The organism is Streptomyces sp. 11x1 (genome assembly GCF_032598905.1).
GTDB lineage: Bacteria > Actinomycetota > Actinomycetes > Streptomycetales > Streptomycetaceae > Streptomyces.
The window spans coordinates 2,432,899-2,445,979 of the sequence record NZ_CP122458.1 but is presented as its reverse complement, the minus strand read 5'-3'; the positions used below and the strand labels follow the sequence as shown (position 1 = coordinate 2,445,979).

The window sequence follows — 13,081 nt, the reverse complement described above, 5'->3', positions numbered from 1 at the left end:
CTTGGTCGCGGTCGGCTCCCCGTCGATCACACAGAGGCTGCTATGTCTTGTCAACCTGCTTGAGGATCTCCTCCTCGTTCGGCCGGTTCCTTCGTTCAGTGATCTTGAAAATCTGACGGCAGATGCTGTGCTTGAGGCACCGCTGCGCGTCGCGGGAACTCTAGCCTTCGCTGACAGGGCGGGCGACGTACGTCTTCGTGGCGCGGTCCAGTCGCGTCCTGATCAGGATGATGGTGTGCATGGCTCGGTTCAGCCGGCGGTCGCCGCCCCGGTTGAGCCGGTGTTTGTCGGTCAGACCCGAGGAGGCGGGGATCACTGTGACCTCTGCGAAGGAGGCGAAGGCCGCTTCGGAGCGGAATCGGCCCTGGTGCGGCCGGCTGACCAGGACCTGTGCCCCAGTGATCGCGCCGATGCCAGGCAACTCCAGCAGCTCCGGCGCATCTTCGTGAACGAGCTGGAGGAGCTCTTTCTCCCGTTCGCGTGCCTCGGCCTGCGGATGGCGCATGCGCTGAGCGGTGGAACGCAGTGCATGGATGGCTGTGCGGTGCTCGGCGGACAGCGCGGGGCGATCACGGAGGCCCGCGCAGTGCATCACGTGTGCCGAGGTGTCGACGGCCTCGACGCCAACCCCCGCTCGGGCTCCGCGGAGCAGATGAGCGGGTCGCATGGCCACCTCGGCCGGGCAATCCGCTGGCGCGGGGCGCGCCTTGAGCGAAGACTCGTCCCCATGGATGTCCCCCCGGACGCACCGATGTGCCGCCCCCGCCGCCCCCTGCCCTTCGTCGACGAGCACACGGTCCTCGTCGCGGCCGACGTCGAGGACGTCTGGTGGGCCCTGGCCGAGGCGCTCGACTGGGCCTTCTCCCGCCCCTCGGCGGTCCGTTACGCCAAGCTCGTCGGCTGCGCCGACCACACGGCGGGCGGACCACGCCCGCCCGTCGCGGGCGAGACGACCTTCCCCGGCTTCCGCACCGCGAGCGCGGTCCCGCCCCGGGAACTGACTCTCCTGGGCCGCCACCGCTTCTCCTCGTACACCTGGACCTTCCGCCTGGACGACGCGGAGCCGGGCGGCGGTGTCCGCCTCCGCGCCGAGACCCGCGCCACCTTCCCGGGCCCGGTCGGCGGCCTCTACCGGCTGCTCGTCCTCGGCACCGGCACCCATGTGAAGCTGACCCGCCGCCTCCTGACCACCGCCCGCCTCCTCGCCGAACGCCCCTGGAGAGGAGCACCGACAGAAGCACCGACAGAATCGCCGGGAGAATCGCCGGCATGACAACCCGTTCGACCCGTTCGGCCCGTTTCCACCTCGACCGGGTCCTCGGCGGCCGCCCGTCCGCCGAGATCGGTGATCCCGCCCTGGCCGTCGAGGGCGAGCCCCGTCGGCTGCTGGCGGTGGCGGGCACGACCGGGGCGTTCGCGGGCCTGCACGGGTTCGGCAGGATCACACCGGTCGGTGTCTACGGCGCCGACGACCTCGCGTGCCGTGCCCTTCTCCACGCCCGCCACCCCGTCCACGCGCTGGCTTTCCATCCCGCCTCCCGCTCCTCGCGGTGGGCACGGGGAACTACGACGGCGGCTACTTCTTCGAGGGCGAACTGCTCCTGCTGGACCTGGAGTCGGGCACGGCCACGTCGCTCATCGAGGACGGGCCGGGTCGTCAGGTCCTGGGCCTGGAGTGGCTCGACGACCAGCGACTACGCGTGCTGACGGCACCGCCCGACGACTGGGACGACGAGGACGCCTGGACCGAGGGGCACATCGCCGTGGTGCGCCGCGCCGACTGGAGGGCAGTACCGCCGCGATCGGTCCCCCGGACGAGGAGCTGGCCGGCCCACGGGTGGCGGCCCCGCGCCCGGACGGCCGGGAGCACACCCGCCGGACGCTCTCCGGGCTGAGCGCGGAGTGGGATCCGCGCCGCAACGTCCGCGCGGTGGAGGAACTGTCCGACGGCAGGATCCTGACGACGCTCGACGGGGTCCGACTGGAGTCCTGGCCGCCCGGGGCGGCCGCCAGTGGACGGTTCCGGACGACTCCGCCGACGGCGGCCGTGACGTCGTCGTGGTCGCCGACGAGCGATCGGCCTGGGTCGGGCTGAAGCAGGCCCGCGTGGGAGAGCCGTCCGCAGTCCGTGGTCCGGCTCGCGCTCGACGAGGGACACAGCTGGACCACCTCACCCCCTCCGCCCCGGTGGCCGTGGTGCGCGGCGCAGAAGGTCCGGCGACCCTCGCGCCCGCCGGCCCCCACGGGGAGCCGTGCACCCTTCGCGCGGGTCGCCGCGCGTCACCCGTTTACAAGCGCCGCGCTCCGCGCTAGCTTCCGAAGAAGGTGGGTGGGAGCGCTCCCATCAGGATGGCGGACCGGAACCCGTCACCCTTCGGATCTGCTCCCGCCCAACCCCCCACCTCCGCACCGCCCAACGCCCCCACCTCCGCGCCGGCAACCGCGCGGCGCCTCCGCACCGGCACCCGCACGTTCCCCACCTCCGAGCCGTACACGCAAGGAGTTCTTGTCATGCGCGTGACAATTCCACGATCGACGCTGCCCCGACGCCACCAGGCCCTCCTCCTCGTCCTGCTCGCCCTCGTGACCACGATCCCGGCGCTCGGTCTCGTCGTCACCGCCGGCAGCGGCAAGGCGGAGGCGCACGGCACTCCGATGAAGCCCGGCAGCCGTACGTTCCTGTGCTGGCAGGACGGGCTGACCGACACCGGGGAGATCGAACCGATCAACCCGGCCTGTCGTTCCGCGCAGCAGGTCAGCGGGACGACGCCGTTCTACAACTGGTTCTCCGTGCTCCGCTCGGACGGCGCCGGCCGGACCCGTGGCTTCGTCCCGGACGGTCAGCTGTGCAGCGGTGGCAACACCAACTTCACCGGGTTCAACACGCCCAGCGCCGACTGGCCGTTGACCCATCTCACCTCCGGAGCGACCGTCGACTTCTCGTACAACGCGTGGGCGGCGCACCCGGGTTGGTTCTACGTCTACATCACCAAGGACGGCTTCGACCCGACGAAGACGCTCACCTGGAACGACATGGAGGCACAGCCGTTCCTGAGCGTCGACCACCCGCCACTGAACGGCAGCCCGGGCACGGTCGAGGCCAACTATTCCTGGCGGGGCCAACTGCCCGCGAACAAGTCGGGCCGCCACATCATCTACATGGTCTGGCAGCGTTCGGACAGCCAGGAGACCTTCTACTCCTGCTCCGACGTCGTCTTCGACGGGGGCAACGGCGAGGTGACCGGGATCAAGCAGCCCGGCGACCCCACCGACCCGGTGCCGGGGGAGTGCGCCGCGACCCGGCGTACGACGGGCAGTTGGAACGGCGGCTACCAGTCCGAGGTCGTCGTCACCAACACCGGCGACGTGCCGATGCTCGGCTGGATGGTCAACTGGACACTGCCGGCCGGGCAGAAGGTCGACAGCCTTTGGAGCGGCAGCGCGACCTACACCGGACAGGACGTGATGGTGCACAACGCGAACTGGAACGGGTCGCTGGATCCCGGTGGAACCGCCACCTTCGGCTATGTGGTGCAAGGGCCGGGAGGTGATCCCGCGACCACGCTGCCCTGCCGGGTGGGCTGAGCCCGGCTCCCGTTCGCGGCACCGGCCCTGTGCGGGGGCGGATGTCGCGCTCGGGGCGGACCGGGTGGGCGGGCGGTGCGTGCCCACCCGGTCCGCGAGCCGCGACCCGGTACGGGGGAGACCGGGCGCGGGGGAGTGCGGCTGTGGGACCCCTCGGCAGGACAACGTTGTCGAGTGGTCTGGACAAGACTCTATCGTTCCAACGGGCAACCAAGTCAAGCCGGTTGGACCGAGGTGCCCGGCCGCCTCCGTCCAGGTGTCAGGACAGCAGCTCCACCTCCGCGAGCGTCGCCGTGTCGTCGAGGACGAGCCGGTAGTGGTCGTACGCCCTCGGGGCCGGTACGGAGAAGGCCCGGGTCTGGCGGTCCCAGGCGAAGGATTCGCCGGAGCGCCGGTCGAGGGTCTTCCAGGTCCTGCCGTCCGTGGACGCCTGGAGGGTCCAGCCGGCCGGGGCCTCGGTGCGGTCGGCGGAGGTCAGCGTGTACTGGACCGCCCTGGTCCGGGCGGGAGTCGGCAGCGTCACCGTCCCCACGGACGCCTTCGTCGACGAGGTGTCGTCGAACAGCTCCCCGTCGCCCTCGATCGCGTCGCTGCGCGGAGAGGGCACCTTGTCGTCCTTCGTGATCGACACCGGGGCCGCGCTCTCCCCCGTGCCCCAGCGGGAGGGCTCCGGTCCCATGTCGAACCTCAGCACACCCCCGCGTGAGAGGAGCGAGTGCGGCAGTGCGGTGGACGTCCAGGCCTTGCCGTTGACCTTCAGACCCTGCACGTACACGTTCCTGGCGCTGTTCCTCGGGGCCTCGACGACCAGGTCCCTGCCGTTCTCCAGGTGGACGGTCGCCTTGGTGAACAGCGGGGAGCCGACGGCGTACTCGCCGCTGCCCATCACCAGCGGGTAGAAGCCGAGCGCGGAGAAGAGGTACCAGGCGGACTGCTCGCCGTTGTCCTCGTCGCCGTGGTAGCCCTGGCCGATGTCGCTGCCGACGTAGAGGCGGGAGAGCACCTCGCGGACCTTCTCCTGGGTCTTCCAGGGCTGCCCGGCCGCGTCGTACATGTAGATCGCGTGGTGGGCGACCTGGTTGGAGTGGCCGTACATGCCCATCCGGACGTCACGGGCCTCGGTCATCTCGTGGATGACCCCGGGATAGGAGCCGACGAGCTCGGGGGAGGCCGTCTCCGGGGTGGAGAAGTAGGTGTCCAGCTTCCTCGCCAGCCCGCCGCGACCGCCGTACAGGTTGGCCAGGCCCTTGCTGTCCTGCGGTGCGGTGAAGGCGTACCCCCAGCCGTTGGTCTCGGTGTAGTCGTGGCCCCAGACCCGGGGGTCGTAGGACGCGGAGTCGACCCGCCAGGCACCGGTGCCGTCGCGGCCCTGGAAGAACCCGGCCTTCCCGTCGAACAGCTCGACGTAGTCGCGGGCCCTGTCGAGGAAGTACGCCGCCTCCTCCCGGTAGCGCTTCTCGCCGGTCTTCCGGTACAGCGCCTGGCCCATGCGCGCGATGCCGTAGTCGTTGAGGTAGCCCTCCAGCGCCCAGGACAGGCCCTCGTGGGTGTCGGTGCTGGTGTAGCCGAGGAAGGGGGAGGTGGCCATGCCCTTGCGGCCGACGCCCGCCGACGGCGGCACGACGGTGGCGTTCTTCAGGGCCGCCTCGTACGCCGACCGCGCGTCGAAGTCCACACCCTTGACGTATGCGTCCGCGAACGCCACGTCCGAGGAGGTGCCGGTCATCAGGTCCGCGTAGCCGGGGGAGGACCACCGGGAGGTCCAGCCCCCGTCCTTGTACTGCTGTACGAAACCGTCGACCATCTCGCCGGCCTTGTCGGGCGTCAGCAGCGCGTACGCGGGCCAGGTGGTCCGGTAGGTGTCCCAGAAGCCGTTGTTGACGTAGACCTTGCCGTCGACGATCTTCGCGCCGGTGCGGGTCGGGGTGTCCGGGCCGGTCATCGGGGAGAACGGCGAGGCGTACCGGTAGGTCGAACCCACCTTCTCGAAGCCGGAGTTGGGGTACAGATACAGCCGGTAGAGGTTCGAGTAGAGCGTGGTCAGCTGGTCGGGGGTCGCGCCCTCGACCTCCACCTTCCCGAGGACGCGGTCCCACTGCGCCCGCGCCCGGTTCTTCACCGTCGTGAAAGAGGTGCCCTCGGGGATCTCCTGGCGCAGGTTGTCCTTGGCCTGGTCCAGGCTGATGAGGGAGGTGGCGAGTCGCAGCGTCACCGTGCGGTCCGCGCCCGCGTCGAAGCGGAGGTGGCCCTTCACCCCGGTCGAGCCGCCGTCCGTGACCGGCGCGTCGAAGACTCCGTACACGAAGAGCCGGGTCGCGCCCGTGGACAGCCCGGACTTCACATCCGAAAACCCGGTGACGACCCCGGCGTCCTTGTCCAGGGTCAGCCCCGCCTGGTCGGTCACATTGTCGAAGATCACGCTCGCGTCGTCGCCGGGGTAGGTGAAGCGCAGCGCCGCCGCGTGGTCCGTGGGTGCCATCTCGGCCCTGACACCGTTCTCGAAGCGCACCCCGTAGTAGTAGGGCCGGGCCGTCTCGTTCTCGTGCCGGAAGGCCAACGCCCGGGATGTACGGCTCAGTTCGGGTGTCCCGGTGGCCGCCGAGGGCATCACCTGGAAGGTCTGCCGGTCGCCCATCCAGGGGCTCGGCTCATGACTGGCGCTGAACGCCTGGACGGTCGGCAGGTTGTCCGCGTTGTTGCCCCGCGCGTAGTCGTACAGCCAACTCAGGGAACCCGCGTTGGTCACCGGCGTCCAGAAGTTGAAGCCATGGGGCACCGCCGTCGCCGGGAAGTTGTTGCCGCGGGAGAAGCCGCCGCTGGAGTTCGTCCCCCGGGTGGTCACCGCGTAGTCGGAGAGATGCGCCTTCGGCCGCTCGGGCGCCCGGACCCGCAGCGTCACGTCGTCGAGCCAGCCGCGGAACCGCGCCGGGCCCTTCGGGGAGTCGTACGCCACCAGGATCCGGTCCACGGTCCGCCCGGCCGCGACCGACCCGATCCGCGCGACCACGTCGTTCCACTGGTTGACGTACAGCACCTTCGCCGCGCCCTGCCCGCGCGGCGACAGCGGAAAGCCGTGGCCGTCCACCGCTCCCAGCTCGCTGAGGGAGGTGCCGTCGGTGAAGACCAGGTCGACCGAGACGTTCGTGGCGTCGTAGTCCAGGTCGCCGTCCGCCAGCGACGGGAAGATCCGGTAGGCCAGCTCGGTGTCGCGCTCGACGGCCACGTCCACGTCGAAGATCTTGTTGTACGAGTGGGCCGGCCCGTCCGCGGTGTGGCGGCCCGCGTACCGCAGGGCCCGCTTGCCGGTGAAGCCCGCGCCGGCCTTCGCGGTCGCGGATCCGCTCGGGCCCCGGTCGACCAGCGACAGCATCTCCTTCGGCGGGGGCGCCTGCCCGCCGCCCGTGGAGAACCGCACATCGGCGAGCTGGGTGATCATCGAGGCGCCGTTGTTCCGGGTGATGTCGAGCCGGAAGTGCCGGTACCCGGCCACCGCGCCCTGGGGGATGTCGTACGACTTCGTCTGGAACCGTTCCGCGAAGCTCTCGCCGGAGCGGGTGTCGAGGGTCTTCCACTCCTTGCCGTCGGTGGAGCCCTTGAGGGTCCAGTCCCTCGGGTCGCGGGTCTCGAAGTCGTTCGCCGACGTGAGCGCGTAGGTCACCACCTCGGCCGGTCCGGCGAGGTCGAACTCGGCCCAGCCGGTGGGCTGGAAGGTGAGCCACTTGGTGGCGGACTCGCCGTCGACGAGGTTCTCCTTCACCTCACCGCCGTCGGTGTTCTCGCCGCTGGCCCGGACCTCGGTGACCCGGTCGGTGATGTCGCCCGGAATGCCGGTGGTGTAGCCGCCGTCGACGCCCGAGGCCCGGGGGGAGCCGTCCGGGGCGGTGTCGACCGTGCTGATCCAGTCCGGGGCCGGGTCGTCCGGTTCGAACGAGGAGCCGAACTCCCGCGCACCGGCCGCCGGCCGGTCCGGTAACGCCACGGCCGCCCCCTGCGAGGCCATCACCAGAGCGAACGCGACGGCGCCGAACACCGCCGTGGAACTCCTTCCGTGCCGCATCAGCAGCACCCTCCCTACGTCCAGCAGACTGTTTCCGATCAAGAAGTGACCGAAAGAGGACAACGTTGTCGACTGTGTAACGCGGGGACCAGTAGGGGTTGAAGTGACGAGTGATGTCAAGGGTGTTGACTGCGCCATCCGGACCGAATGGCGGGGATTTTTCGGTCAGGTGACGCAAGGCCGCTCATATTTCCGAGAGGTCTCAACTCGGAAAAGACCGAAGGTGAACCTTGCATTCGATCTTGCCCCTCTGGCGGGAAGTGGACTATACCTGTCGGCGTCCGCATAGTGGTCGCACGACGTGGACGGCACTACCTGGGGGGAATTACCGGTGGTCGCGGACGTGTCCGCGCTCCGACCGCCGTGTTGCCCCTGTTGAATCCTCACGCACGACCCCAGCTTGAACCGACCGCGGTGCCGGGAGGATCCGGTTCACCGCCTGAGTCCTGGAGAAGGCGAGGACTTGAGCATGGGATCCACTACCGCTGAGCCCGACCACGGCCCCGAGGGCACCGGCACCACCCACCCCGAGGGCGTCGGCCGCCGCGATCTGATCAAGCGGTCCGCCGCGCTGGGCCTGATCACCGTCCCCACGATGAGCTTCCTGTCGGCGTGTGCCAGCGGGGGCGGCGGGGACGACACCTCCGAGGACACCCAGGGCGAGTCCTCCGAGTCGAACCCCTTCGGCGTCAAGAAGGGCAGCAAGCTCGACGTCGTCATCTTCAAGGGCGGCTACGGCGACGCCTACGCCAAGGCCTGGGAGGCCTCCTTCCAGAAGAAGTGGGGGGTCACCTCCACCCACACCGGAACCCAGGAGATCACCGGCAAGCTCCAGCCCCGGTTCAACGCGGGCAACCCGCCGGACATCGTCGACGACTCCGGCGCCCAGCAGATCCCGATCGACGTCCTCTACAAGAACGACCAGCTCCTCGACCTCGCCGCGGTGCTGGACGCCCCCTCGATCGACGACCCGGCCAAGAAGGTCCGCGACACCCTCATCCCCGGCACGCTCGACGCGGGCATGCAGGAGGACAAGGTCGTCGCCCTCAACTACATCTACACGGTGTGGGGCCTGTGGTACTCCGGCAAGCTCTTCAAGGAGAACGGCTGGGAGGAGCCCAAGACCTGGGCGGACTTCCTCACCATCTGCAAGGAGGCCAAGGCCAAGGGCATCGGCGGCCTCGCCCACCAGGGCAAGTACCCGTACTACATCAACGTCGCCATCATGGACCTGATCGCCAAGACCGGCGGACTGGAGGCCATGAAGGCGATCGACAACCTCGACCCGAAGGCGTTCGTCGGCTCCGACGCCGCGAAGGCCGGCGTCGAGGCGATCTACGAGGTCGTCGAGAAGGGCTATCTGATGCCCGGCACGAACGGCCTCACCCACACCGAGTCCCAGACCCGCTGGAACCAGTACAAGGCCGTGTTCATCACCTCCGGCTCCTGGCTGGAGAACGAGCAGCTCAAGCAGACCCCGGACGACTTCGACATGACGTTCATGCCGATGCCGCTGCTGCCGGACAGCGTGATGCCGTTCGAGGCGATCCGGGCCGGCTCCGGCGAGCCGTTCATCATCCCGGCCAAGGCCAAGAACCTGCCGGCCGCCCAGGAGTTCATGCGGATGATGCTCTCCAAGGAATGGTCGACCCTGTTCGCCAAGGAGGCCAACTCGCTGACCATCCTCAAGGACGGCGTCGACGCCGGCGTGCAACTGCGGCCGGGCACGCAGTCGACGGTCGAGGCATCCAAGGCCGCCGGTGACAATACGTTCCGTTACCTGTACACCGAGTGGTACAGCGAGATGGACACGGCGATCCAGAACGCGTCGAACGAACTGATGGCGAAGCGGATCCAGCCGGCCGAGTGGTTGAAGCGGGCGCAGGCCGCGGTGGACAAGCAGGCGAAGGACCCGGATTCCAAGAAGAACCGCCGGGACTAGTGGGGCGTCGGAGCGCCGAGGGAGCTGCGCACTGTGGTGAGCTGCGGGTTCGTCGTGGCTCACCGCGCAGTTCCCCGCGCCCCTGAAAGGACGGGGCGCGCTTTTCGTCCCCTCGAACCCGAGGCAGGAAAACGCCAATGCGTAAAGGACAGAACCGGTTCGTCGCGGGGTTTCTCCTGGTCCCCGTGGCGCTTTATCTGATCTTCGTGATCTGGCCGTACATCCAGACGTTCGGCTATTCGCTGACGGATTGGAAGGGCCAGTCCCAGACCTTCTCCTTCATCGGCCTGGACAACTACACCGCGTTGTTCGAGGACGACATCTTCCTCCAGGCGATCTGGCACAACATCCTGTTCCTGGTGTTCATCCCGGTCATCACGATCCTGCTCGCGCTGTTCTTCGCCTTCATGCTGAACGCGGGAGGACGCGGCCGGGCCGGCGGGGTGTCCGGGGTCGCCGGGTCGGGCTTCTACAAGATCGTGTACTTCTTCCCACAGGTGCTGTCGCTGGCGATCCTCGCGGTGCTCTTCGGCGCCGTGTACCGCAGCGACAGCGGCGGCATGCTCAACGGCCTGCTGATGAAACTGGGACTGGTCGACGAGAGCAGTCCCGTCGAGTGGCTGAACGAGCCGAACATGGTGCTCTGGGCCCTCATCCTGGTCGTCGTCTGGCACGGCGTCGGCTTCTACCTGGTGCTGTTCTCCGCCGCCATGCAGGCCATCCCGAGGGACATCTACGAGGCCGCGCTGATCGACGGCGCCGGCCGCGCCCACACCTTCTTCCGCATCACCCTGCCGCTGCTGTGGGACTCCGTGCAGACCGCCTGGGTCTACCTCGGCATCGCGGCCATGGACATGTTCATCCTGGTCTCGACGATGACGGCGGGGGAGTACGGAGGCGGCCCCGACCATCACAGCGAGGTCATGGCGACCGTGATGATGCGGAACTTCCTGCTGTACGGCAGGAGCGGCTACGCCTGCGCGATGGGCGTCGTGATGTTGCTCCTCACCCTGATCGTGTCGGTGGTCATGCTGCGGGCCACCCGTCGCGAGCGCGTCGAGTTCTGAGCGGGAGAGACGACAGAAGATGAGTGCACCCCTCAAGACCGCCTCGCGCGGCGACTCGGTCCCCACCGGCCCGACCGTGACCAAGCGGGGGTCCGGTGGTCCCGGCGACGAGCGCGGGGAAGGCGTCGTCCTCAACGTCTTCTCGCACGGGTTCCTCGCCCTGTGGGCCCTACTGATCGTGCTGCCGCTGCTGTGGCTGGTGCTCAGCTCCTTCAAGACCGACGCCCAGATCGGCGGCTCGGCCTTCGGCTGGCCGCAGAACTGGTCCCTGGACGTCTTCTCCCGGGCCTGGGACAAGGGCATCGGCGACTACTTCGTCAACACGGTCATCGTGCTGGTCTTCTCCGTGCCGCTGACCATGCTGTTCGGCTCGATGGCCGCGTACGTCCTGGCCCGCTACCCGTTCCGGGGCAACCGGCTGCTGTACTACTTCTTCGTCGCCGGCGCGATGTTCCCCGTGTTCCTGGCCCTGGTGCCGTTGTTCTTCATGGTCAAACGGCTGGACATGCTGAACACCTACCAGGGGCTGATCCTGGTGTACGTCGCCTACTCGCTGCCGTTCACGGTGTTCTTCATGCACGCGTTCTTCCGGACGCTGCCCACCGCCGTCTTCGAGGCCGCCATCCTCGACGGAGCCTCGCACACCCGGACGTTCTTCCAGGTCATGCTGCCGATGGCCAAGCCCGGACTGATCAGCGTCGGGATCTTCAACACCTTGGGGCAGTGGAACCAGTTCATCCTGCCCACGGTCCTCATGCAGCCGCAGAGCGGCGACGATCCCGAGCGGTACGTCCTCACCCAGGGCCTCATCCAGCTCCAGCAGCAGCAGGGCTACGCCTCGGACCTGCCCGTCCTCTTCGCCGGGGTCACCATCGCCATGATCCCCATGCTCGTCGTCTATCTCTCCTTCCAGCGACAGGTCCAGGCCGGCCTCACCTCGGCCACCCTCAAGTAGCCGATCCCAGGACCCCAAGTAGCCGCAGAGTGACATCTAGTGGTCATTCGGCGGTCTCAGTTTCCGTCAAGGACTTGACTGCGGTAACCCGTTCAGCGGAGCTTGGAGTTCACAACTTGTAAGTGACCTGGGTTCCGTGGCTGTGACCCGGGTCACCCGGGCGGCGTGCGGGCCGCCCGGTCCGGGACGGGAGTGGATGAGTCGATGGAGACTCCGGGGTCGCAGTCGTCGCTGCACCGAGCAAATCTCGAGCGCGTCGTTCGGGCGGTGCGCCTCGCCGGGTCGCTCACGCAGGCGGAGATCGCGAGGACCACCGGCCTGTCCGCGGCCACGGTCTCCAACATCGTGCGCGAACTCAAGGACGGTGGAACCGTCGAGGTCACGCCCACGTCGGCGGGTGGCCGCCGGGCGCGCGCAGTCTCGCTGAGCGGGGACGCGGGCATCGTGATCGGCGTGGACTTCGGGCACACGCATTTGCGCGTCGCGATCGGAAATCTCGCCCATCAGGTCCTCGCCGAGGAGGCCGAGCCGCTGGACGTGGACGCCTCCTCGGCGCAGGGGTTCGACCGTGCGGAGCAGCTGGTCACCCGGCTGATCGAGGCCACCGGGGTGGATCGTACGAAGGTCGCGGGCGTGGGGCTGGGGGTGCCCGGCCCGATCGACGTGGAGTCCGGGACGCTCGGCTCCACCGCGATCCTGCCGGGCTGGACCGGCACCAAGCCCGCCGCCGAGATGCAGGACCGCCTGGGTGTCGCCGTGCACGTGGACAACGACGCCAACCTCGGTGCCCTCGGTGAGCTGGTCTGGGGCAGCGGCCGGGGTGTGCGGGACCTGGCCTACATCAAGGTCTCCAGCGGCGTTGGTGCCGGTCTGGTGATCGATGGCAAGATCTACAGGGGCCCGGGTGGCACAGCGGGCGAAATCGGGCATATTACTCTTGATGAATCCGGCCCGGTCTGCCGCTGTGGCAACCGCGGCTGCCTGGAGACCTTCGCTGCCGCGCGCTATGTGCTGCCGCTCCTCCAGTCCAGCCACGGCACCGATCTGACCATGGAAGGGGTCGTACGGCTGGCGAGGGACGGGGATCCGGGCTGCCGTCGGGTGATCGCCGACGTCGGCCGACACATCGGAAGTGGAGTCGCCAATCTCTGCAATCTGTTGAACCCGAGCCGCGTGGTCCTCGGTGGCGATCTCGCCGAGGCCGGAGAGCTGGTTCTCGGACCCATAAGGGAGTCGGTCGGCCGGTACGCGATCCCGAGTGCCGCACGTCAACTCTCAGTGCTGCCAGGGGCACTTGGTGGCCGTGCCGAGGTCCTCGGGGCCCTGGCGCTGGCCCTCAGTGAGATGGGTGATTCGACCCTTTTGGACGGGACCCTCTCCGCGGCAACCCCTGTCTTCACTTAGAGAACGAAACACGCCGTTGCCAACCCGTTAAGGATTTACTTCTTGACGTCGCACGTGTGGCCGAGTTGACT

At 68.6% G+C, this 13,081-nt stretch carries 9 protein-coding genes; 7 read left to right on the top strand and 2 right to left on the bottom strand.

Translation table 11 applies throughout. The features are described from left to right. Positions 1 to 160: 160 nt before the first annotated feature. Entirely contained in the window at positions 161 to 667 is a 507-nt protein-coding gene (locus P8T65_RS10850; RefSeq protein WP_316725210.1) for an IS110 family transposase, read from the bottom strand. 60 nt (positions 668 to 727) lie between these two features. Here P8T65_RS10850 and P8T65_RS10845 point away from each other — a divergent pair, with 60 nt between their 5' ends. From P8T65_RS10845 to P8T65_RS10835, 3 genes are all read left to right on the top strand, one after another. Continuing rightward, positions 728 to 1,273: a hypothetical protein gene (locus tag P8T65_RS10845; RefSeq protein WP_316725209.1), complete on the top strand. Its 546-nt coding sequence runs from the start codon at positions 728 to 730 to the stop codon at positions 1,271 to 1,273. Between the two features lie 277 nt (positions 1,274 to 1,550). Next, entirely contained in the window at positions 1,551 to 1,895 is a 345-nt protein-coding gene (locus P8T65_RS10840) for a hypothetical protein (RefSeq protein WP_316725208.1), read from the top strand. A gap of 616 nt (positions 1,896 to 2,511) precedes the next feature. Further along, positions 2,512 to 3,585 carry a lytic polysaccharide monooxygenase gene (locus P8T65_RS10835; RefSeq protein WP_316725207.1) on the top strand — a complete coding sequence of 358 codons (1,074 nt, stop codon included), beginning with the start codon at positions 2,512 to 2,514 and terminating at the stop codon, positions 3,583 to 3,585. A 259-nt stretch (positions 3,586 to 3,844) separates the two neighbouring features. Here the strand turns inward: P8T65_RS10835 and P8T65_RS10830 are convergent, their stop codons facing one another. Continuing rightward, complete coding sequence (locus tag P8T65_RS10830) at positions 3,845 to 7,642, bottom strand: GH92 family glycosyl hydrolase (protein ID WP_316731544.1); 3,798 nt, start codon at positions 7,640 to 7,642, stop codon at positions 3,845 to 3,847. Positions 7,643 to 8,111: 469 nt separating this feature from the next. Between P8T65_RS10830 and ngcE the strand changes: the two genes are divergently transcribed. The 4 genes from ngcE (at position 8,112) to P8T65_RS10810 (ending at position 13,010) form a co-directional block, all read left to right on the top strand. Further along, complete coding sequence (ngcE, locus tag P8T65_RS10825; RefSeq protein WP_316725206.1) at positions 8,112 to 9,584, top strand: N-acetylglucosamine/diacetylchitobiose ABC transporter substrate-binding protein; 1,473 nt, start codon at positions 8,112 to 8,114, stop codon at positions 9,582 to 9,584. Between the two features lie 137 nt (positions 9,585 to 9,721). Further along, complete coding sequence (locus P8T65_RS10820; protein WP_086801846.1) at positions 9,722 to 10,651, top strand: carbohydrate ABC transporter permease; 930 nt, start codon at positions 9,722 to 9,724, stop codon at positions 10,649 to 10,651. A 19-nt stretch (positions 10,652 to 10,670) separates the two neighbouring features. Beyond that, positions 10,671 to 11,606, top strand: a complete 936-nt coding sequence (locus P8T65_RS10815) for a carbohydrate ABC transporter permease (RefSeq protein ID WP_184900485.1) — start codon at positions 10,671 to 10,673, stop codon at positions 11,604 to 11,606. 204 nt (positions 11,607 to 11,810) lie between these two features. Further along, positions 11,811 to 13,010, top strand: coding sequence for an ROK family transcriptional regulator (locus P8T65_RS10810; protein WP_316725205.1), 1,200 nt, complete (start codon positions 11,811 to 11,813; stop codon positions 13,008 to 13,010). The last annotated feature ends 71 nt before the right edge of the window (positions 13,011 to 13,081 follow it).

Coding starts and splice junctions, on each gene's coding strand:
- P8T65_RS10830 (WP_316731544.1), bottom strand. CDS start 7,642: ATGCGGCACGGAAGGAGTTCCACGGCGGTGTTCGGCGCCGTCGCGTTC.
- P8T65_RS10815 (WP_184900485.1), top strand. CDS start 10,671: ATGAGTGCACCCCTCAAGACCGCCTCGCGCGGCGACTCGGTCCCCACC.
- P8T65_RS10835 (WP_316725207.1), top strand. CDS start 2,512: ATGCGCGTGACAATTCCACGATCGACGCTGCCCCGACGCCACCAGGCC.
- ngcE (WP_316725206.1), top strand. CDS start 8,112: ATGGGATCCACTACCGCTGAGCCCGACCACGGCCCCGAGGGCACCGGC.
- P8T65_RS10810 (WP_316725205.1), top strand. CDS start 11,811: ATGGAGACTCCGGGGTCGCAGTCGTCGCTGCACCGAGCAAATCTCGAG.
- P8T65_RS10845 (WP_316725209.1), top strand. CDS start 728: ATGGATGTCCCCCCGGACGCACCGATGTGCCGCCCCCGCCGCCCCCTG.
- P8T65_RS10850 (WP_316725210.1), bottom strand. CDS start 667: ATGCGACCCGCTCATCTGCTCCGCGGAGCCCGAGCGGGGGTTGGCGTC.
- P8T65_RS10820 (WP_086801846.1), top strand. CDS start 9,722: ATGCGTAAAGGACAGAACCGGTTCGTCGCGGGGTTTCTCCTGGTCCCC.